General features: G+C 39.3%; 30 protein-coding genes. 24 read left to right on the forward strand and 6 right to left on the reverse strand.

What is annotated here, in order from left to right; translation table 11 throughout:
* The first annotated feature begins 150 nt into the window (after positions 1–150).
* Positions 151–804 (forward strand): metal-dependent hydrolase, encoded by a 654-nt coding sequence (locus H4683_RS09000; RefSeq protein WP_192598513.1) that lies wholly within the window; start codon positions 151–153, stop codon positions 802–804.
* A gap of 214 nt (positions 805–1,018) precedes the next feature.
* On the forward strand, positions 1,019–1,327 hold the full coding sequence (locus H4683_RS09005) for a DUF1033 family protein (RefSeq protein ID WP_338062438.1): 309 nt from the start codon (positions 1,019–1,021) through the stop codon (positions 1,325–1,327).
* Positions 1,328–1,498: 171 nt separating this feature from the next.
* Here the strand turns inward: H4683_RS09005 and H4683_RS09010 are convergent, their stop codons facing one another.
* The 4 genes from H4683_RS09010 to H4683_RS09025 all read right to left on the reverse strand — a co-directional run bounded on the left by H4683_RS09010 (position 1,499) and on the right by H4683_RS09025 (position 6,508).
* Positions 1,499–2,167, reverse strand: coding sequence for a hypothetical protein (locus H4683_RS09010; RefSeq protein WP_192598515.1), 669 nt, complete (start codon positions 2,165–2,167; stop codon positions 1,499–1,501).
* A 120-nt stretch (positions 2,168–2,287) separates the two neighbouring features.
* Complete coding sequence (locus H4683_RS09015; protein WP_192598516.1) at positions 2,288–3,901, reverse strand: ABC-F family ATP-binding cassette domain-containing protein; 1,614 nt, start codon at positions 3,899–3,901, stop codon at positions 2,288–2,290.
* A gap of 98 nt (positions 3,902–3,999) precedes the next feature.
* Positions 4,000–5,169: a tyrosine-type recombinase/integrase gene (locus tag H4683_RS09020; RefSeq protein ID WP_476715138.1), complete on the reverse strand. Its 1,170-nt coding sequence runs from the start codon at positions 5,167–5,169 to the stop codon at positions 4,000–4,002.
* 196 nt (positions 5,170–5,365) lie between these two features.
* Entirely contained in the window at positions 5,366–6,508 is a 1,143-nt protein-coding gene (locus H4683_RS09025; protein ID WP_192598518.1) for a hypothetical protein, read from the reverse strand.
* Between the two features lie 211 nt (positions 6,509–6,719).
* On the opposite strand from H4683_RS09025, the gene H4683_RS09030 reads away from it, so the two are divergent.
* The 4 genes from H4683_RS09030 to H4683_RS09045 all read left to right on the forward strand — a co-directional run bounded on the left by H4683_RS09030 (position 6,720) and on the right by H4683_RS09045 (position 7,854).
* A complete protein-coding gene (locus H4683_RS09030; RefSeq protein ID WP_192598519.1) occupies positions 6,720–6,896 on the forward strand; it encodes a hypothetical protein in 177 nt (58 codons plus the stop codon).
* A 63-nt stretch (positions 6,897–6,959) separates the two neighbouring features.
* On the forward strand, positions 6,960–7,484 hold the full coding sequence (locus H4683_RS21355; RefSeq protein WP_225942000.1) for a Rha family transcriptional regulator: 525 nt from the start codon (positions 6,960–6,962) through the stop codon (positions 7,482–7,484).
* On the forward strand, positions 7,481–7,690 hold the full coding sequence (locus H4683_RS09040; RefSeq protein WP_192598520.1) for a hypothetical protein: 210 nt from the start codon (positions 7,481–7,483) through the stop codon (positions 7,688–7,690). The genes H4683_RS21355 and H4683_RS09040 overlap by 4 nt, the downstream gene beginning before the upstream one ends.
* A 2-nt stretch (positions 7,691–7,692) precedes the next feature.
* Positions 7,693–7,854 (forward strand): hypothetical protein, encoded by a 162-nt coding sequence (locus H4683_RS09045; RefSeq protein ID WP_192598521.1) that lies wholly within the window; start codon positions 7,693–7,695, stop codon positions 7,852–7,854.
* A gap of 80 nt (positions 7,855–7,934) precedes the next feature.
* Here H4683_RS09045 and H4683_RS09050 read toward each other — a convergent pair whose 3' ends face one another.
* Positions 7,935–8,345, reverse strand: a complete 411-nt coding sequence (locus tag H4683_RS09050) for a helix-turn-helix domain-containing protein (protein ID WP_192598522.1) — start codon at positions 8,343–8,345, stop codon at positions 7,935–7,937.
* 345 nt (positions 8,346–8,690) lie between these two features.
* On the opposite strand from H4683_RS09050, the gene H4683_RS09055 reads away from it, so the two are divergent.
* The 5 genes from H4683_RS09055 (at position 8,691) to H4683_RS09070 (ending at position 9,927) form a co-directional block, all read left to right on the forward strand.
* On the forward strand, positions 8,691–8,873 hold the full coding sequence (locus H4683_RS09055; RefSeq protein WP_192598523.1) for a helix-turn-helix domain-containing protein: 183 nt from the start codon (positions 8,691–8,693) through the stop codon (positions 8,871–8,873).
* A gap of 14 nt (positions 8,874–8,887) precedes the next feature.
* Complete coding sequence (locus tag H4683_RS09060) at positions 8,888–9,157, forward strand: hypothetical protein (RefSeq protein WP_192598524.1); 270 nt, start codon at positions 8,888–8,890, stop codon at positions 9,155–9,157.
* Positions 9,158–9,282: 125 nt separating this feature from the next.
* Complete coding sequence (locus H4683_RS22365) at positions 9,283–9,468, forward strand: DUF6906 family protein (protein ID WP_420826550.1); 186 nt, start codon at positions 9,283–9,285, stop codon at positions 9,466–9,468.
* 2 nt (positions 9,469–9,470) lie between these two features.
* Positions 9,471–9,665, forward strand: a complete 195-nt coding sequence (locus tag H4683_RS09065) for a hypothetical protein (protein ID WP_192598525.1) — start codon at positions 9,471–9,473, stop codon at positions 9,663–9,665.
* Positions 9,666–9,669: 4 nt separating this feature from the next.
* Positions 9,670–9,927, forward strand: coding sequence for a hypothetical protein (locus H4683_RS09070; protein ID WP_192598526.1), 258 nt, complete (start codon positions 9,670–9,672; stop codon positions 9,925–9,927).
* On the opposite strand, the gene H4683_RS09075 is transcribed toward H4683_RS09070, so the two are convergent.
* Positions 9,908–10,408, reverse strand: a complete 501-nt coding sequence (locus H4683_RS09075; RefSeq protein ID WP_192598527.1) for a hypothetical protein — start codon at positions 10,406–10,408, stop codon at positions 9,908–9,910. The two genes, H4683_RS09070 and H4683_RS09075, sit on opposite strands and share 20 nt — an antisense overlap.
* A gap of 150 nt (positions 10,409–10,558) precedes the next feature.
* Here H4683_RS09075 and H4683_RS09080 point away from each other — a divergent pair, with 150 nt between their 5' ends.
* The 13 genes from H4683_RS09080 (at position 10,559) to H4683_RS09140 (ending at position 18,912) form a co-directional block, all read left to right on the forward strand.
* On the forward strand, positions 10,559–10,858 hold the full coding sequence (locus tag H4683_RS09080) for a hypothetical protein (protein ID WP_192598528.1): 300 nt from the start codon (positions 10,559–10,561) through the stop codon (positions 10,856–10,858).
* A complete protein-coding gene (locus H4683_RS09085) occupies positions 10,846–11,136 on the forward strand; it encodes a hypothetical protein (protein WP_192598529.1) in 291 nt (96 codons plus the stop codon). The genes H4683_RS09080 and H4683_RS09085 overlap by 13 nt, the downstream gene beginning before the upstream one ends.
* Before the next feature lie 23 nt (positions 11,137–11,159).
* A complete protein-coding gene (locus H4683_RS09090; protein WP_192598530.1) occupies positions 11,160–12,098 on the forward strand; it encodes a hypothetical protein in 939 nt (312 codons plus the stop codon).
* Entirely contained in the window at positions 12,001–12,882 is an 882-nt protein-coding gene (locus H4683_RS09095; protein ID WP_225942001.1) for an ATP-binding protein, read from the forward strand. The genes H4683_RS09090 and H4683_RS09095 overlap by 98 nt, the downstream gene beginning before the upstream one ends.
* Before the next feature lie 97 nt (positions 12,883–12,979).
* A complete protein-coding gene (locus H4683_RS09100; RefSeq protein ID WP_192598531.1) occupies positions 12,980–13,855 on the forward strand; it encodes a phage antirepressor in 876 nt (291 codons plus the stop codon).
* A complete protein-coding gene (locus H4683_RS09105) occupies positions 13,848–14,498 on the forward strand; it encodes a hypothetical protein (protein ID WP_192598532.1) in 651 nt (216 codons plus the stop codon). Before H4683_RS09100 ends, H4683_RS09105 begins: the two co-directional genes overlap by 8 nt.
* An 86-nt stretch (positions 14,499–14,584) precedes the next feature.
* The gene (locus tag H4683_RS09110) at positions 14,585–15,235 is read left to right on the forward strand and encodes a hypothetical protein (RefSeq protein ID WP_192598533.1); all 651 of its coding nucleotides are present in this window, start codon (positions 14,585–14,587) and stop codon (positions 15,233–15,235) included.
* Positions 15,236–15,816: 581 nt separating this feature from the next.
* On the forward strand, positions 15,817–17,049 hold the full coding sequence (locus H4683_RS09115; RefSeq protein ID WP_338062434.1) for a sigma-70 family RNA polymerase sigma factor: 1,233 nt from the start codon (positions 15,817–15,819) through the stop codon (positions 17,047–17,049).
* On the forward strand, positions 17,046–17,342 hold the full coding sequence (locus H4683_RS09120) for a hypothetical protein (RefSeq protein ID WP_192598535.1): 297 nt from the start codon (positions 17,046–17,048) through the stop codon (positions 17,340–17,342). The genes H4683_RS09115 and H4683_RS09120 overlap by 4 nt, the downstream gene beginning before the upstream one ends.
* A gap of 351 nt (positions 17,343–17,693) precedes the next feature.
* Positions 17,694–17,957 (forward strand): hypothetical protein, encoded by a 264-nt coding sequence (locus H4683_RS09125; protein WP_192598536.1) that lies wholly within the window; start codon positions 17,694–17,696, stop codon positions 17,955–17,957.
* Positions 17,954–18,160 carry an XtrA/YqaO family protein gene (locus H4683_RS09130; protein ID WP_338062435.1) on the forward strand — a complete coding sequence of 69 codons (207 nt, stop codon included), beginning with the start codon at positions 17,954–17,956 and terminating at the stop codon, positions 18,158–18,160. Before H4683_RS09125 ends, H4683_RS09130 begins: the two co-directional genes overlap by 4 nt.
* Positions 18,157–18,606 carry a hypothetical protein gene (locus tag H4683_RS09135; RefSeq protein ID WP_192598537.1) on the forward strand — a complete coding sequence of 150 codons (450 nt, stop codon included), beginning with the start codon at positions 18,157–18,159 and terminating at the stop codon, positions 18,604–18,606. The genes H4683_RS09130 and H4683_RS09135 overlap by 4 nt, the downstream gene beginning before the upstream one ends.
* Positions 18,607–18,723: 117 nt before the next feature.
* Positions 18,724–18,912, forward strand: coding sequence for a hypothetical protein (locus H4683_RS09140; protein ID WP_192598583.1), 189 nt, complete (start codon positions 18,724–18,726; stop codon positions 18,910–18,912).

The following is an 18,912-nucleotide window of genomic DNA, read 5'->3' on the forward strand; positions in this document are numbered from 1 at the left end:
CCTTCACTTTAATTATACCCGAAGACTGTGGTAAATACATGTTTTTAACATGTATATGGATAAAGTGAAATTTCAATCAAAGGACGAGTCTCTCTATTGTTGTGGTAAAATAATGAGGGCTATCAGAAGCGAATTATTTTAGATAGGGGATTGATACGTATTAAAGGTACATCGCATTTAACAATTGGGGCAGCAGGGGGAATCGGTGTTGGATTATATACCCAAGCAGACCCTCTAACATTAGGATTATTTGCAGCAGTAGGAGCGGTTTCAGGGTTAATTCCAGATTTGGACACGAACGGATTAGCGAGTAATAAAATCACATTATCAAAAGGACTAATTAAAACACCATTGATGTTAATGGGAATCGGCATAATTATATATTCGCTCTACCAATCATTCATTTCAACAACTTTTGATTTCCAACTTCTACTTAGTATTTTAATCGGTGGAGGAATGGTGGTGCTTTCTAAAATAATTACACAAAAACGGATGCTTACTTTAACAGGTGTGGGAGTAGTAATGGGGGGATTGGCATTAAACATGACGCTATGGATTATGTTGTTGGGTGTCTACATACTAATTGCTTCCTTCCTGCCACACCGCTCATATACACACACGATTATTGGGCTCAGTTTTTTCGCGGGTATTATGCATATGGCTCAGACTGCTTTGAGTTTTGATGGGTTGTTTTTAGTTGGAATAGTAGGATACATAAGTCATTTAGTTGCTGATATGAAGGCGTTGCCAGTGAATAGAAGAGGAGTAAAGTTTTTCGCTCCTATATGGAATAAGGAATTTTGAATCATGATTAATGGCAAGTGAAAATTCAATACTAATTATCTCAGATTAATGTTCAGTGATCCCCCCGCTGATTGACGTTTTACTCCATAATGGGTAGAAACCGATTCGAAACTTGACGCTTCTGAAATCATTTGCTTGGACATTGGTGATGAATTTGCTAAAATGAAGGGCATTCATCGAAGAGTTGTGCAAAGGGGGGAATGAATTGTATGAAGTGATCTATATGAAAGCGGATTTTGAACCATGGTGGATGTTTGAAGGATGGGAAGAAAAAATTCAATCGCATCATACATTTGACGATGCAAAAGAAGCTTCCGTCTTTTTTGAAAACTTGCTATCCGAATTCCGGGAAAAGTACGACTATGAAGCGATTAAAAAAGATCACTATTATGCCTTTTGGTCAGAGTGTGAAAAGTTTTTTTGTGAAGGTTGCGATGATGACTTGCAATTGTATCATGGTATCATTTTTAAGAAGAAAGACCAAATTCAAGTAGTTAATTCGGTGAATAATTTGAACATTTGATTTGTCTTATTGATAAATTAATTACATAGGGTATAAAAAGGTCAATCAAAAAATTTTTATTTATATATCACAAAAAGTGATTGGCGTTATCGATATTTCACTAATAAGTTAACTTTTCTGTTAATTTATTAATGAAAAGAGAGGCCCTTTCAGGGAGGCCTCCTTCTCCATTCACTTATCAACTAATTTCAATTTAGAAGTTACAACGAAATCTTCTTCGCCTTCGACTTGCATCACTGACTCCCGTTTTACTTCGCCGTAACCCTCTACAAGGTATTTTCGGTTAACGAAGTCTTTATCCTTCATTTCTATGACGATGGCGTGCTCGAATTTCTTGTACGGCGTTTCAACGGTTGCATCTATATCGATGATTGTCCATTTATCGAATGAGACGCCTTTTTCGAAGGGCATCTTCAAGTAAATACCAATCGGTTTCATGGCATCCATTTCTTCTTTAGAAGGAACGTCTTTTTTTGTGCCAACAGTGATATTATCCAGTACTTGTATGGTATCTTCTTCTATTTTATAAACATAACGAACGATGGAACCCCCATTATTTTCGTGAATGACAACATAATTCTCAATCAACCGTGCTACTTCGATATCTAGTTCCGCAAACTCATTCCCTTCACCTTCGAAATGTGCCTTCGAACCGTCTGGTAAGAAAAAATCAGCCATTGCCGTTTGTGTCGTGTTTTTCCCTGACGTTGCTTTGTTACCATTTGCGGAGCTTGAATTATTGAGGGCAGTAGACTTATCGCTTGACGTCCCGTTTTTCACACAACCAGAAAATAGTAGGGTAGCCAGTAGTATGAAAATTAAAGGCTTTCTTTGTCGCATAACTAAACACTCCTTTTAAGATGGTATACCCAATTAGACGATACTCATCAGTATAAAGTTTAAAATCAACTTATTTTCACAAAAAAAAGCCGTCTTTCATTAATAGAAGACGGCTTTTTTTCATTTCTTTTTATTTTTATTTTGTTGTTCTTTCCATTCCAAATACTCGTCGTAGTTCATCATTTTATCGAATATCGTACCGTCATCATGGATTTCGATGATGCGGTTTGCAACCGTCTGGATGAATTGTTGGTCATGAGATGTGAAGATCATTGCACCTTTGTATGCAGTTAGGCCGTTGTTTAGCGCCTGGATAGATTCAAGGTCCAAATGGTTCATTGGTTCGTCCAGCAGAAGGACGTTTGCATGTTTCAACATCATTTTCGACAGCATACAACGAACTTTTTCGCCACCTGAAAGAACGGATGGTTTCTTGTTTACTTCTTCTCCGGAAAATAGCATACGTCCCAGGAATCCACGTAAGAAGGTCTCGGTTTGGTCTTCCGGAGAATATTGGCGCAACCACTCAACAAGTGATTGTTCAGAACCTTCAAAGAACTCACCATTATCAAGAGGCAAGTATGATCGAGATGTTGTTACACCCCATTTAACCGTACCGGAATCAGGCTCCGCCTCTTCAGCAAGGATTTCAAGAAGGGCAGTTTTAGCAAGCGGATTTCCAAGAAGAATGATTTTATCTTCTTTATCGATTGTGAATGTCGCATCTTTAAGCATTACTCTACCGTCTTGTGTTTTATTAAGGTCTTGTATGCGTAATACGTCATTTCCGATTTCACGACCAATTGTGAAGTTGATGAACGGATAGCGACGAGAAGAGGGTCTAATATCGTCGAGTTCAATTTTTTCAAGCGTTTTTTTACGTGAAGTTGCTTGTTTTGATTTCGAAGCGTTAGCACTGAAGCGGGCAACGAATGCTTGCAGTTCTTTAATTTTCTCTTCTTTTTTCTTGTTTTGGTCTTGAGACATTTTTAGAGCAAGTTGACTAGACTCGTACCAGAAATCATAGTTTCCAGGATAGAGTTGGATTTTCGAGAAATCGAGATCCGCGATCTGTGTACATACTTTGTTTATAAAATGACGGTCATGGGATACAACAATGACTGTGTTATCGAAATTGATAAGAAACTCTTCAAGCCACTGAATCGCTTTTAAATCCAAATGGTTGGTAGGCTCATCGAGAAGAAGGACATCGGGTTTACCGAATAAAGCTTGTGCAAGGAGTACCTTCACTTTATCAGACCCTGACAGTACAGCCATCTTCACTTGGTGGAACTCGTCGGATAAACCGAGTCCTTGTAGAAGGATGGCTGCTTCTGATTCCGCTTCCCAACCATTAAGCTCTCCGAATTCCCCTTCGAGTTCAGCAGCACGCATGCCGTCTTCATCCGAAAAGTCCTCTTTCATATAAATCGCGTTTTTCTCCATCATAATGTCATAGAGACGTTTGTGGCCCATGATTACCGTGTCAAGTACGATACTTTCTTCATACTCGAAGTGATTCTGTTTTAGAACGGCTAAGCGTTCGTCCTTGTTCATAATAACGTTTCCTGTTTGCGGCTCAAGTTCACCGGATAAAATTTTAATAAATGTTGATTTTCCCGCACCGTTCGCACCAATCAGACCATAACAATGGCCTGGATTGAACTGTATATTGACATCTTCAAACAGCTTGCGGTCGCCGAATTGAAGACTTACATTACTGACTGCTATCATAAAAAATCCTCCTAAATTCACAATGCTCCCATTATAGCACGTAATAAAACCTATTAGCAAGAAGGCTGGTACTATAGGGTTTCAGGGTAGTTAATTAACTAATTAGCCCCAAAATTAGCCCCACTAGGCTCCAGACTCTGACTAAACAAGGTAACAGACTCTTGTTCCGATTCCTTTAAAACGTGACCATACACATTATAAACCATTGCCGGAGTATTCCCTAGTCGTTCGGCAATTACTTTCACATTGCGCCCACGATTTAATAATATGGTGCAGTGCGTGTGACGTAACCCGTGTATAGTTATCTTTGGTAGAGATGTTCTATCCAGAATTCTATTTAGAGAACGTATAATACTTGAAATGGGGGATGCACCATGATCAGTGATAAAAACAAAAGTTTCGTCGGTTATTTTTTCCCCATAAGAAAATAAAGTTTTTTTACACCACATCTTATAGGATTCCAATTGCTTCAAAACCATCTCGTCAATGGAGATGGTTCTATATGAATTTTTTGTTTTTGGTGAACGTACACCTAAATGATCCCTCGTTCGTTCAATCTTGATTGTATTATTTTCGAAATCAATGTTTTTCCACTGGAGCCCCATTGCTTCTCCCCTACGTATACCAGTGTAGGCAATGGTCAACAGAAAACTATAATTTGTAATGGATTCTTGTTTTTTAGCATCATCCAAGAATGTCACCAATTCAACAGGAGAGAGGTAATTATTCATTACTTCCAATTCATCTGAAACAATAGCAACTTTTGTGAAGCGGTTGCGTATTAGTATTTCACTTTCTACCGCTGCGTTAATGGCAATTTTGAAAACGTTATGCCATTGACGAATGGAGCTATCTTTGTATTGTCCTTCTAGCTTATTTATGAATTCTCGTTCATATGTCAGCCTGTCAAGATTCTGTAACTTATATTTACCTAGCATCGGCTTTAAATGAAGTCGAAGGACCAATTCCCTTTGAACACACGTTGATTCTTTCCACTTCTTTTTATTCATGTCATACCAAATATCTAACCATTCTCCAACAGTTATTTGGTCGTATTCCACTTGTTTTGTTTCTCCGCGTAATGTAGCTGCCTTCACTTCTAAAAGCGCTTGAAGAGCTACCTTTTCGTTCGTAAAGCTACTTTTCTTTTTCTCTCTTCGTTTTCCAGACTTATCATTATACTTATGTCGGTACATCCATAGCTTTTCACCTTTAGCGTTGAGATAATAATACAGCTCAGGATCTTTACTTGATTTGCGTAGCTTCAATCTAACCATTCCTTCCATCGCTTGGCGGCGTAATGTACAGGAATAGGTTAGTGTTGCTTTTTGAATCACCTCCTTTGGTTTAAGTATGTCTGTTAGAAAATGTGGTGTTCCGAAAAGGATGCTTTTTTTCTGTTTAGTTACTAACGTAGATAAATAGCAAATTACATAAAAATCAGATGATCCAAATCAATTTGTTCTATTTATTTTCTTCTGCATTTTCTTTTCTCCGTTTGTTGTTATACGCCATTTCGCAACTACTTCTTTTTCTGAATGGCAAAGGTGGACAAAAGCGGCGACCTTCGTATGTAACCTCAAAAACGTGACCACAGTACTCACATTCACGCAACTCTGCATCATTCACTAATGCCGTCATTATTTGAAAATAGGCGTATTCAAATAAATCGAAAAAATAAATTTTAGGAACAAACTTACCGTGATCGAAATCTAATTCTATCTGAAGCTTTTTTTTACCACCATACAACCTAGAGGCTAGAGTTTGTTTTTCCATAAGCAAAAGTTTTTCACCGCTACTACTTCCTATTTTGTTTTTTCTAAGATTCTCGATCCCGGTTTCCATGTCTGGAAAGCCTGAAATGGTTGTCCCTGTTTTGTCTGCAACGTCTTCAGCCATCTTTTTTAGTAGTTCATAAACTTCTTTAGCTGCTTGATCCTCTCGTCTTTTTAGCTCTTCAATATTTTGGAGTTTTACATTTTTAAACATGTCGAATAAGTACCTATAATACATGAGTTCTGAATGAAACCGGGTTAACAACGCAACTGGAATAGTAACAGGCGTTTCATTGGTTTCAAATTGCCCCCAATCCACAACGTCCTCGCTCACCCCGAAAGGAAGTCCAAAAACTTTCGAAAACTTCAATAATCCTTTGTTATCGAAAGGAGTCAGTTTAGCTAGTTCTGTATAAAGGGATTCAGCTTCTTCTAAGTCGTATGCTCTGACATTCAACAAGCTACTTTCGTCGATTCCAATAAATGTATAATCTTTAAAGTCATCAAGATCCCCCCCGACTTTGTCGGCAATGTCCTGCAAAGAGTTTATTTCTTCGTTTAATTCAACGTTCATTTTTTTGCTTAATTTCTTTAAAAATGATTGATTATATTCATCCAATTTCTCCGCGTCAATATCCGTAATAAATTCAGCGACTAAAGGAGATGTTTCCTCTTGCTGACCATCTCTTTTAATAAAAGAAGCAAGAGCACGTCCTGACGTGTCTCCCAATTTATATTCTTTGAATGTTTCAAAGTCACTATAAATTCGGTAATCCCCAAAAACCAGCACTTTTTGAGGTGTTTTAATTCCTTGTAAAAAAATATTTTCCATGTCGTTTCTTCCTTTCCAAAATAGAAATAACCATATTTTAAGTATGAATTTCATGACTTCAAACAAAAAAAGTCCTTTTTAACGACATACATATATCTATTGTTAGTCGTTATAAACTTTACATTTTAAAATGGCTATAATAATATTGGGTTAAGAATAACACCATTAACAACATCAATCAATATAAAGTTAGTCGTAAAGGAGAATTGTCGTGGAAAATAAGGATATTAGAAAGGCAATTGAGGATTCGGGTTTAAAGCACTGGCAGGTAGCGGAGGCGCTCCGGATTCATGAGGGGAGTTTCAGTAGACAGCTACGAAGGGAGTTGGATGAGGCGCGCAAGCGTGAAGTATTCCAAGCGATTGAGAAAGCGAAATTGGCATTGTAATTGAGTGGTGTGTATAAAACACTAAAGTATTTGTCATTTGACTAATTAAAAGGAGGAAGCCAGATGAACGAACTGAAAGTTTTCATGTTTAACGGTAGGTTGGTCACGGACTCTCGAGAAGTTGCAGAAATGGTGGAGAAAAGGCATTCGGATTTGATCAGGGATATTGAGAGTTATAAGGAGGTCATGGATCAAAACGCAAAATTGCGTTCTGATGATTTCTTTCTTGAAAGTGCTTACCAAGCGGGGACAGGGAAATCCTATAAGTGTTTTATGCTTACGAAATTAGGTTGCGACATGGTTGCTAACAAAATGACGGTTGAGAAAGGGATTCTCTTCACTGTTACTTTCGTGAAGAAGTTTGAAGCAATGGCGAACTTCATTCAATCAGGGCAACGTGGACAAACTATTTCCACAAAAGAAGAGTTCGAGATGCAATTGATTGGTGCACGATACGCATCTGAGATCCTGCGCTTAGACACAACATCGAATGTAAGAATGCTAGAAACGGTCCATGAACAACACGGTGTCCCGACAAGCCACCTTCCAGTATATGTGGACGAGGAAGTCACGCTGCGGCGAAAGTGAATACGAAGCTAATCGAACTGGGACTTCTCGAAATCAAAGAGCGACCATCTTCAAAAGGTGGTTTGAAAGAATTTAAATCGCTGACGGATAAAGGTTTGATGTTCGGAAAGAACCTTGTTAGTCCGCGAAATCAAAAAGAAACACAACCGCATTATTATCCATCCAAGTTCAGTCAATTGAAGGCATTGTTGCAAGGGGAGGTATAACAATGCGAATAGTAAGAGGTGCAAAAGCGCTTGTTAAATATCTTGATTCCATTCAGTGTCCGTTATCTGGACCTACCATCCAAAAATTAGTGAAAGTCCGTGAGATTCCGTTCAGACGACCTTCGCCGAGGGTATTGATATTCAAGCATGAAGCTAATTCATAGGGATCACTGGTGCCGTACTTCCTGGTTAAGTTCTCAACAATTGCTTTAATCCAAACCAACGGGATCTCCCCAGTATCATATTAGTCTTCGTCTTTTTTGTATTTGTTAGGAATGTATTTCTTATTAATACGCTGCGTCTGACGGAAAATGTGATCCATTGCTTCTATCAAGGATTCTTTCGCATCTTCACTCATCGGTTCGCCGGAAAAGTTAAGGCCGTCAGAACTCGCGAGGTCTCTCTTAAACTCGTCAATGCGTTTTGCTATGTCTTTTTCAGTTAGGTCATTGTGACGCTTCTTATCTGTGCGTCCTAAAAGGTAATCAACAGACACATTGAAGTAATCTGCAACTTTTTCTAAGTTAGCGCCATTCGGGATTTTCTTTTTCCATCCATAAAGAGAGTTTCTGCCGAATCCAAGTTTTTCTTCTAATTCAACAATAGACAATTTCTGTTCTTCGCAAAGAGTTTTTAATCTGTCAAATGTAGTCATATCAACCATCCTCATGACCTATGAACAACACGAATTAATCTTTTAACTAAAAACATTTTATTTTTAGTTCTAAGGCTAATATACTTTGTTCATAAGCTAAGTTATTCGCTAAAAAAGAGCACAAAAAAGACGACCTATCTAAATACATTTTAACGTTGGGGAACGGGCAAAATGTGGGTCTTGCAGGTTTTATGAAGTCTTATTTAGCTATGTCTACATTCTATATTAAAGACTAATAACAGTCAATACAATTAGTGAATAATTTAGCTTATAGTTCACTGATGCGCTGTGATACCGAGCTGATGACGGTAGCGACGTCAGTTGATTTTCAAAGGAGGTTAAGATATGTCGGAAGATTTAGGGGTACAAGTTAGATCAGAATTATTCAAACGTAAGATGCGACAAAAAGAGTTGGCAGGTTTAGTTGGCATATCAAATGCTTATTTGTCAGACATCATTAATGGCCGCAAAGATGGTCCGAAGGCGCAAGAGCATGTTAAGCACATACGAAAGATTTTAAATATCTGAGTAGAGGTGGTCAAATGATTCCCGCAAATGTTGAAATAACACTCGATAGACAGGTTATTAAAGAGTACATCCACAAAAAACTAAATGAAGAAATTAGAGAAACCCTCTGGTTTGTGGATGTAGATAAGCTTTGTCAATTGACGTGCATGTCCAAAAGGTATCTAGAAGAAGAGATTCTATCAGATGTACGAATGAAAGCCATCGAAAGACGGAAGGAAAGAAAACGTTGGTATCCAGCAAAACAAGCGCAGGAAATAATCGATGAAATCACATACAACTGGTGAAAATAAAAAAACGCTTGGCGGCGTAATTGAAAATGAAGTTAGGGAAGTGAAACCACATTGACCGATTGGGGAGCAGTCAATCTATACGCCGTGTTCATCGCATCCATCTTCATATTTGGATGGCTATGGCATCGTTTAGGGAAACAAGAGTGAGAGGTCGCAAGTTTACCAGAGCCGAATACCAACACGCTCTGACGGTTCTAGCAAATGCCGATGACTGGTTGCTAGTCAAAGTTGAAGAATGGACTTGGACGGTCGTACATCGTTTTACTGGACAAGCCAAACAAATACGGAGTGAAAGGTGGACCTAAAGATGCAAGAAGTAGTAATCCAGTTGGATCCGGAAGACATTGAGCAAGTGGAAAAGTTCAGAGCGGACGCTATCCAGTTTAACTCTGTGCACGGTACGAGGGATACAGCGGGGTGGTTTAGACAAATGGAGTTTGATAAGTTGGCTCAGATTTGTTTTCGGACGTTGCTTGCAAAAACGAATTTTGAAGGGAGGTGAGGGGATGAAGCAGAATTTATCAGAGCCTATTTTACCGTCAATCACTGAATTTGAAGCGATGGCATTGGAAACATTTGAGGAGTGGACCCATCGTGTGGAAAGAAAGATTCGGGAACGTGAGGAGTTGAGAAATCCGCTCTTTCATTTGAAAAAGCGGATTGCCAACATTTTAAAAGATTCGAAGTTGAAAGAAGAAATTCGTGAAATTCGTGTTCTTCATGAAATAGAAAATCATAAGCGGTTTACCGCTCACTCTCGATAAGGGAAACGATTTTAACCTTTTCATTACCTATGTTGATGAATGGAAGTTCTAGTTTACCATCTAATGATCTGGCGTTCAGTAGATAGGGGTAGATTGGCGAGTCATCAACTTGAATGTCTATATTATCAATAATTTTAAGTAGAGAATTGAATAGCAAATCCAATGTATCGATGTATTGATAAGGGTTGGTAGCCCAATCTCCCTTTGGTATTGATTCGTAAAAAGCAGAATTCGCTTTCACGAGTAAAGGGGTCGCATCGTTCCCTTCAGTGTAGAGAAAACGGTATTCAATTGCTCCATTCTTATCGATATAAAAGTGTTTAACTGCGCGCTCGGAATAGTGAAGGAAATCACCGTACCAAAGAATGCCGTTGAATTCGATAACAAATTTCAAATCTTTATTAACAAATTGAGAAATGGGCAGGTTGGTAATTTTTTTAACTAAATAATCAGCAGCTTGTAGTTGTTGGATTGAATACATTTTAATCACCTCCTTCTCTGACACTATTCGACAAGGAAGGTAGGGAAGCCTGTATAAACAAAAAAACACTCAGGTCTGTGGATGACCTAAGTGAACGCTTTTCAAAAAATCTTACTACTAATATAGCACAAGAAAAGGAGAGTCTGCAATATGAGGGATCAAAATAACGAGATAATCCAACACATTAAAGATACAAGTGACCAGTTCTGGGGACTCAAAAAGAAACACGGCTATTATTTTCTGGAAAAGTACGATTTGGCTATCAAGGATACTTTCGTACTCTTATTTTCCAAAATGAATACGTGGGATCTCAAGAAAGCTATCCGTTTACCAGACAACTATTTCAGTAGTCTCATAAGGGCTGAATTGGTTAAGAGAAGGGCCAAAGCAAAACTGCTGAGAGCCCGTGGGCGGTTTTGCAGAAGGGAGGGACAAGTATGCCTGATCTAATAGTACTCGAGGATTCAGACGAGAATAAAGTTCTTTTAGACCCTAAGTTTCGCGAGAGATTAACTATGATCTCTAACATCAAAGAAAAGCATGGTATTGATTTACTTAATTATGATTCATTCGAGGATTACATGACGGCGTATCTTTCTTCTATGGATACAAAAGTGCTTGAATGCATGAAGCATTGTTTAGATTCCAGCGGGATCTCTGATGAAGTTTTGGACGCTGTTCTTGAAGCGAGATTAACGAATACAACTATGTTGGCAGCAAGTATCTAACAACATTAAAGCGGGTGAGGTGAATGAGTGAACAGATATCAGGTGGCTACATTCTACTATCTCGTAAATTGATAGAAAGCGAGATATGGGACAAGCCACCAATCTATATGAAGGTTTGGATGTACTTATTGATGAAGGCGCAGTACAAGCCTTACAAAGATCTCGAGCGAGGACAGTTAATTGTCTCTATTCCAGAAATCATTGAAGCGTGCAGTTACAAGGTTGGGTATCGTACAGAAAAGCCGACAAAATCCCAAATATTTAACATTTTAGAGTGGTTACGAAATTCTGATGAAGCATCTAATGAAGGATACGCGAAAGAAACGATGATTGATACCACGAAGACAACGCGCGGAATAGTCGTAAACATCAGTAATTACAACGTTTATCAAGACCCGAAAAGTTACGAACAGAACGACGAGTGGAACGATGAAGAATCTACGAACGATACAATGCCAAAACGACAGGCTAACACTATAAATAAGAAGGTAAAGAAAGAACTAAGAACTAAAGAAGTAATAACTAAAGAAGTAATAACTAAAGAAGTAATAACTAAAGAAGTAATAAAAGATAACGTCGCTAACGCTCCTTCAATTGCTTCTGTCGATCATGAAAATTATTTTGAGGAATGGTGGAATCTTTACAGCAATAAAAAAGACAGGAAGAAATGTATCGCCAAATACAAAATCCTGTTAAAGAAATATTCACATGAACTAATGATGATTGGAACAGAAAGATATTTGGAATACCGAAAGGACTTACTGGCAAGAAATGAATTTTGCCCACAACAAAAGCATCCATCTACGTTTCTGAATGGTGAAAACTTCAACGATGAATACAAAAAACCTGAAGGTGGTGGAAACAATGGAATCAATCAGCGAGGTAATGGCTCAGTTACAGGAACGAGCTATGAAGATGTCCCTGCAGCGGCAGAGCGAGACAGAAAGGCCTGGGGCGGTTGAATACGAGTGTGACGAATGCAAGGATAAAGAAATTGTATTTAGTCACGTTGACGAGAAAGGTTATGAAATATACAAGCCTTGTCAATGCAGAGAGCGAAAAGCGTGGCGTAGACGGTTCAAAAATGCATTCATTCCGGAAGAGTTTACAAAAGCAAATCTCGACAACTACAAACAGAATACAAGTGTTCAGAAATCGATGTATCAACTCACTGAAGAATATCTTGCTAGATTTCCTGGTTCTCCAAAAGAGTTGAAAGACATGAACAATTTCGGCCTAATTGCAAATATCGGTGAACAACGGATCCGGTCGATGCCTGATGCAGATCGGACGAATGCAAAAACGAAACATAATAATTTCGGTGTTGGTAAGACACATTTTCAAATCGCATTGAGTAAGCAACTTATCAAGCGAGGCTTCAATGTACTGGTCATTTCTGACGTTACATTCACGGATGAAATGATGAATGCTCGGCGGATGAATGATGGAAACGAAACATTCAACGGTTTGATGAACGGTGTATTGTCCGCTGACGTATTGATGTGGGACGACATCGGAAAAGCCCGTCCGACAGAAGCGAAAGAGGCGCTCTATTACAACATTATCAACGAGCGGTATAAGAAACAAAAGCCGATTGTATTCAACAGTAACGAGGATCGTGGGACGCTTGCGGAGCGTATCGGATATGCAGCATCGAGCCGGCTAATCGGAAATTGCTACGATGCTGAGGCTAAAAAAGATTACCTTCTTGAAGTAGAGGGAGAAGACTGGAGGTTGAAGAAGTGACGAAAGTTCTCGAAGTGAAAGTACGAATCTACTTGATAAAAATTTCAGACATGGCGAATCACCATGTCCGAAAACTTAAAAAGCGGGAGGTGTTAGCATGAATGACTTGCAAACATTTAATCATCCAATGTTTGGAGAGTTGCCAGTAATAATTATTGATGGAGTTGAGTGGTTTGGAGCAAGAGAAGCAGCAAGTGCGCTGAGTTTTATAAAACCACATGACGCGATTAATAATCATGTAGAGGAAGAGGACTCCGCGGTCCACGGAGTAGGGGTGCAAACTGGATATAAATCAAATGGAGATCCAGCGATACAAAAGGTTCAAAAGAAATTCGTCAATGAGTCGGGATTATACGACTTGATCTTTGGGGCAGCTAAACAAGGAAATAATCCTGAAATCAGAAAGAAGGCCAAAAATTTCAGGCGCTGGGTAACTAGTGATGTACTTCCATCCATTAGAAAACACGGTGCATATGCAACTCCACAAACGTTGGAAAACATGATTGACAATCCGGAATTCGGGATTAAAGTTCTCACAGCCTTGCAAAAGGAGCGTCGAGAAAAAAACGCTTTGCAAATTGAAACTGCTGAAAAAGACAAGCTCATTGGAGAATTGAAACCGAAAGCAGCTTATACGGATATCATTCTAAAAAATAAGGGCCTAGTCACCATTACTCAAATTGCAAAAGATTATGGAATGACTGCTCAAGGAATGAATGATTTGTTGCATAAGTTGCAGGTCCAATATAAACAGAGCAAGCAATGGTTGTTGTACAAGAAATACGCCGACAAAGGGTATGTCCATTCGAATACTATTCCGATTACCAGGAGTGACGGTACACCGGATATTTCAATGAGTACGAAATGGACTCAAAAAGGTAGATTGTTTATTTACGAGTTACTTAAATCGAATGATGTTCTGCCAGTGATTGAAAGGGATTTAGAAACTAAGAGGAGTGAGATTGATGGTTGAGCTGAGAGTGATTGACGGGATTAAGAAAGAGAAACCGAATTATCGTAGGATTTATGGCAAGGCGTTTCTTAACACAGTCGAAAGCATTGAGAATGGCTGGGAGAAATACGAAAATATTGATTTGGATTCACGTAAAAAAATGATTTTGTATGGTGTGAAAAATATTAACGCGACCGACCTTGAAATCCTTGATTACGAGTTGCTGGTGAACACGTTCAACATCATTTCGGGGATAAACTCAATAATGAGCACTCTAACACCAAGAGAGTTTCAAACGGTTTTCCCGATTGCTAAAGAGTATGACGGGAAGAGATTTGGAGTGAAAGATTATTTCTATACCAAGAAAGCCATTGAAAAATTCGGTATGGATAGAGTGATTGGTGAAGGAATGAAGCGATTCCACTGGGATTATCACAACTGGGAACTTACTGATTTTGCATCTCAAGCAATGTGCGTTATGAGTGCTATCCGTCGGGCCGAAGGCGGCAAAGGAATCGCAGAAGAGTTCTTCGAGGATAAAGGCATTCCCACTTACACGATGACCAAGGACGACAAAGGCAAAGAAATACTTGTGAACAACGATACCGGCGAGGTTTCAAAAGTTAGCAAGAAGAGGCCAAGATATTTGAAAGTCGTGAAATAAGAAATTCTCTCTTAAGAAGGAACTTGGAGAGTGAGCAATAAAGGGATCGCAACATATGAATCTACTAGAACAGGACGGTGGCAGCGATGACTAGGTTGACAGTGATTGATGGGATTAAGAAGGAAAAGCCAGATTACTTCTCTTTATATTCAACTGCATTTATTAATACTTTTGAAAGTGCGGTGGAACAGTACTCAATAATTAAAAAATTTGATCTGGATACTCGCAGGAAATTAGTTTGGTCTGGCGTTAAGATGATTAACGCTTCGAAATCAAGGAGTAAAGATCGCAAAGGGTTGGAAATCAGATTTGGTCTAATATCAACGATTAAGGCAATTGCAAGTGGGTTAACGCCAAGAGAATTTCAAACGGTTTTTCCTATAGAGAAAAGCTACAATGGGGAAAAATACGAGATGAAAGATTACTTTTATACTAAAAAGTATATTGAGGAATTTGGTGAGGATAAAATAATTGGGGAAGATATCGAAGAGTTTTTAATGGAATATGATAATTGGACCGTTCGTTTCTTCATGGTGGGAATGATGTCAGTTGCAAGTGACATTCGCCGTATGGAAGGTGGTAAAGGACTCGCGGAAGAGTTCTTTGAGGATCAAGGCATCACCACTTACACGATGACCGAGGACGACAAGGGTAAACAGATCCTCATAAACAACGACACTGGGGAAGTTCAAAAAGTAAGAAAGCCACGGCCTAGATGGCTGAAAGTGGTCAAATAAAAAACTCACTCCTAAGCAGCAACTTAGAGAGTGAGAAATAATGGGGCAGCACCCCAAAAACATCTATCGCTACTATATCCTAAATTACAGGATCTTAGTAGTGGGTGCTGCTAATTCTCCACAAGCGGCGAAAGGGGGACAACTCATTTTTGAAGAGTCCTCCCTTTGTGATATAGCTACCCCGTACCGAATGATACACCCTGTAAGATGACGTCACGGACCGTTACCCCATAAAAATATAGGTCTAGTGCAGGATGCACCAGAGCGAAGGCTTATCGATACCTTTCGAGAGGAGGGTCAAAATTTGACCCTCCTTACGGACAGGCAATGCAGCAGAGTGGAAAAGTCCGCTTTCAGAAATTTTGGGAGAACCAAATTTCGTTCACCTTATCAAAATGATAAACCGTCAGTAGCGGACAATTTGTCTGTAACTGAACAAACTATCAAGCGATTGCGAGAATGATGGGTGGGCAAATCGTCCAGTCATCAATCCGAGGTTGATTTAGTCAACAACGGAATTAAAGCACCCTCAAATCGAGGGCAGTTCCTTATAGAGTAATAATTATAGCTAAACGAAAAAGGTGAGTGAGATAGAAAAGGTCATAAATGGCGAGGTCCACACACGAGAGTCGATAGTGGACAAGCATAAAGGGTTGGTTCATAAGGAATGTCATAAATTGAAGAATTACGCTAAGAGCGTAGGACATGATTACGAAGATATCGTTTCAATCGGTTTTATCGGCCTGATAAACGCATTTGATAAATTTGATGGAGAGCAATATGATGTGCGCTTCTCGACGTATGCCGTGCCATTGATTTGGGGTGAAATCCAAAAAAGTCTTAGAGCGAGTGGGACCGGTGTTCGTTATTCGACCGGAATCAAGGATATCGGTTGGAGCATCCGAAAGAACGAGTTGGAAGACCTGTCCGTTGATGAAATAGCCGCTCAGCTTGAAGTAAGTAGAGGAAGAGTTGTTCATGCGCAGGATTTCTTAAAACATGGAATCCCGGGTAGCTTAGATCAACCAATACGCGCAGCTGAAGGTGAGAGCAGCATTGCAGACCTCATAGGTGAACCAGACGATGCAACCGGGATGTTTGTACAGGAGTTCTTGGATTCGTTAACTGAAAGGGAGCGCATGGTTGCGGTTGGGCTGATGGACGGGAATTCACAAACGGATATTGCACCAACGCTCGGGGTTGGTAAAGGGCAAATATATAACATGCGAAAGAGGATTGCAGAAAAATACTTGGAGTATTCCGGGATGCAAGAATCTATTCAATCTCCAGTGAAAGAAAGGACGCTTGAAAAGGAAGTGAAGAAAGTGGCCAAGAAAAATAAACCGGTTTCAATTACTGAAAAAGCGGTCAATGCAATGAAAGAAAAGGGTATGTCATATAAGGCTATTGCGAAAGAGTTTGGCGTGACTTTGCAGACGCTCACTAATCGTCGTCAAAATTGGGAGTTGGAAAGAGTAAGGGAGCAGCACCAGGAGGGGAAGGATATGAAGAAGCCTTTGGAAAAAGAAAGTGTGACCGCGGTGGTCACAGCTGAAAGTTCAGCCGACCTGTCCCAAGTGATTACTCTTGAAAATGAAATCAAGGGCCTGAAAGATGTTGTCGATTTAAAGGACAGAATCATCCATGAGCAACGAAATGTGATTGTTCAATTGAAAGTCGAGCGTGATGAGTTGGCCAATCGTAGCGAGACAATCGGTGGCTGGCAAGAAGAAATAAAGGATGAACGAAAGTTACTTGCCATATTGCTTGAGCGTGAAGCGGTGAGAATTAAAAATCTATTGGAGGTCGGGTGAATCGTATGAAAATAAGTGTTATCAGTGGTCAAATGAGTTTCAAGCACCTAACTGTTAAGATTACTAATCAGGAATATGCCAAGATAAAAATTAATGTTTGGATGCACATGTTAAACGACCGGATGAAACCGACTAAGTGGCTGAAACCAAATAAGAACGGCACAAAGGTAAATTTCGATCATATTAAGAATCAGGACGAGTATAATCAGGGGCTTGTTGAGTTGGATGTTTACCTGCAGGAGATCAATAAAGATTTCGGCTTTGATTTCAGTATCAATCAGGACGTGAAATGAACGTTTTGGACAAGCCACTGAACGGTGGTTTCGTCTGCTCGAAACATCACATCGGATATATAACTCAATGCCCGTCATGCTCCAGTGAGCAATACAAACATCCATATTCAAAGAAGTTGGAGAAGAAAAAGCGGCAGTGGTTGAAAAAACAGAAAGGGTGCATAGGATGGCTCACGTTAATTTTACACATAGATTTGGAGATAAATGCACGTTGATTTTGGGTGATGGTGATGATGTATTTCTTTCAGTTGGTGAGGATCCGGAAAACAGGCAAATTTCGATATTATACCTGAAAGCAATGCGGAGAGACTCGAAAACATAAGTCCTATCGGAGTGGACCAAGACGGCAATATGTTAGTCAAACAAGAGGATTGGTTTTGGCTTAGCGAACAAGCTGAACGGGTGATAGAGTTGGAAGAGTTGTTGCAAGGTAACGATGGGATGAGTGTCAAGGAAATAAGAATTCAATTTATCGATTTGCATCGACACTCGTTGAGTATTGAAAAAGAAAATAAGCAATTGCGTGAAGCGATTACCCATTCGCTAGAAAAGCATAAGTGGAACAATGAAGAGTCGGCTCGGATATTAGAAAAAGCACTGGAGGTGTCAGAGTGACTTCTCCTAGAATGAAAGAATTGCAGATTAGTTCCCAAGGTATCCTAAATATTGATACAATGGAACTATCAGAGTCGTGTGTTATTGTAATCAGCGACGGTAAAGCCAAGATGGCAGAGTTACCTTTACATGCTGATATGACAATTAAGACGTATAAAGGGATAGTGACCCGGGTTAATTGGGATGAGGGGGAAGAGTTTTGAATTGGAGTATAGTTGCGGTCGGTTTAAGCTTAATTGCGATTTTATTAAGTGTCTATCAATTTCACAAATCTAGTTTATTATCGAAACCATCTTTTTATATTGACCTTTGGAAGAGAATGGGCGAAACGGAAAATTTGGAGTTGAAAATTCTTGAAAGAAGTAATACTGATTATTTTCTAGAAGATGTATCGTTATTGACTGAAAGTGGAGAGGAAATTCATCTGGACCACAATTACAATCGTCACAGGATACTGGTAACTATTCCCGACGGGGATTATATGTTCGGACTAAAATGTCGCTTGATCATCCGATACCGCTTGAAAAACAATAGTAGGTATCAAGCAACGTCACCTGAACTGATACTTAACAACAAGTTTTCTAAAAATGAGGACTTTGAACATTATCTAAATATCGTTAGCGAAGTTACGAATAAGATTTTTGAATAATGAACGTTTTATTTAATAAGTCCCCGCCAGTCAACTGGAGGACAACGATTGATTACAGCATTACGCTGTGTCATTTGTTGTCCTCTTTTTTTATTTCCGAAAAGGAGAGTGATAGATATGAGAACACTACAAAGTGAACTAATCAGAAATGGGCTTTTGCAGGCTTGTTCAAGCGTTGTAGATCAGAAGAGTACTATGAAGGGTAGACCGAAAGAACAGCTATCACGTTGGGAGATTGAGGATTTGATGGGTGTTCGTAGGGATACATACAGACGGGGACCTGGTGGGGCATTTCGTAGACGATAA

Source organism: Sporosarcina limicola (genome assembly GCF_014873855.1).
GTDB lineage: Bacteria > Bacillota > Bacilli > Bacillales_A > Planococcaceae > Sporosarcina > Sporosarcina limicola.

Excerpts from the sequence above, each read along its gene's own strand:
- H4683_RS09010 (WP_192598515.1), bottom strand. The coding sequence starts at position 2,167 with ATGCGACAAAGAAAGCCTTTAATTTTCATACTACTGGCTACCCTACTA.
- H4683_RS09015 (WP_192598516.1), bottom strand. The coding sequence starts at position 3,901 with ATGATAGCAGTCAGTAATGTAAGTCTTCAATTCGGCGACCGCAAGCTG.
- H4683_RS09025 (WP_192598518.1), bottom strand. The coding sequence starts at position 6,508 with ATGGAAAATATTTTTTTACAAGGAATTAAAACACCTCAAAAAGTGCTG.
- H4683_RS21355 (WP_225942000.1), top strand. The coding sequence starts at position 6,960 with ATGAACGAACTGAAAGTTTTCATGTTTAACGGTAGGTTGGTCACGGAC.
- H4683_RS09045 (WP_192598521.1), top strand. The coding sequence starts at position 7,693 with ATGCGAATAGTAAGAGGTGCAAAAGCGCTTGTTAAATATCTTGATTCC.
- H4683_RS09050 (WP_192598522.1), bottom strand. The coding sequence starts at position 8,345 with ATGACTACATTTGACAGATTAAAAACTCTTTGCGAAGAACAGAAATTG.
- H4683_RS09055 (WP_192598523.1), top strand. The coding sequence starts at position 8,691 with ATGTCGGAAGATTTAGGGGTACAAGTTAGATCAGAATTATTCAAACGT.
- H4683_RS09060 (WP_192598524.1), top strand. The coding sequence starts at position 8,888 with ATGATTCCCGCAAATGTTGAAATAACACTCGATAGACAGGTTATTAAA.
- H4683_RS22365 (WP_420826550.1), top strand. The coding sequence starts at position 9,283 with ATGGCATCGTTTAGGGAAACAAGAGTGAGAGGTCGCAAGTTTACCAGA.
- H4683_RS09065 (WP_192598525.1), top strand. The coding sequence starts at position 9,471 with ATGCAAGAAGTAGTAATCCAGTTGGATCCGGAAGACATTGAGCAAGTG.
- H4683_RS09070 (WP_192598526.1), top strand. The coding sequence starts at position 9,670 with ATGAAGCAGAATTTATCAGAGCCTATTTTACCGTCAATCACTGAATTT.
- H4683_RS09075 (WP_192598527.1), bottom strand. The coding sequence starts at position 10,408 with ATGTATTCAATCCAACAACTACAAGCTGCTGATTATTTAGTTAAAAAA.
- H4683_RS09080 (WP_192598528.1), top strand. The coding sequence starts at position 10,559 with ATGAGGGATCAAAATAACGAGATAATCCAACACATTAAAGATACAAGT.
- H4683_RS09085 (WP_192598529.1), top strand. The coding sequence starts at position 10,846 with ATGCCTGATCTAATAGTACTCGAGGATTCAGACGAGAATAAAGTTCTT.
- H4683_RS09090 (WP_192598530.1), top strand. The coding sequence starts at position 11,160 with ATGAGTGAACAGATATCAGGTGGCTACATTCTACTATCTCGTAAATTG.
- H4683_RS09095 (WP_225942001.1), top strand. The coding sequence starts at position 12,001 with ATGGAATCAATCAGCGAGGTAATGGCTCAGTTACAGGAACGAGCTATG.
- H4683_RS09100 (WP_192598531.1), top strand. The coding sequence starts at position 12,980 with ATGAATGACTTGCAAACATTTAATCATCCAATGTTTGGAGAGTTGCCA.
- H4683_RS09105 (WP_192598532.1), top strand. The coding sequence starts at position 13,848 with ATGGTTGAGCTGAGAGTGATTGACGGGATTAAGAAAGAGAAACCGAAT.
- H4683_RS09110 (WP_192598533.1), top strand. The coding sequence starts at position 14,585 with ATGACTAGGTTGACAGTGATTGATGGGATTAAGAAGGAAAAGCCAGAT.
- H4683_RS09125 (WP_192598536.1), top strand. The coding sequence starts at position 17,694 with ATGTTAGTCAAACAAGAGGATTGGTTTTGGCTTAGCGAACAAGCTGAA.
- H4683_RS09140 (WP_192598583.1), top strand. The coding sequence starts at position 18,724 with ATGAGAACACTACAAAGTGAACTAATCAGAAATGGGCTTTTGCAGGCT.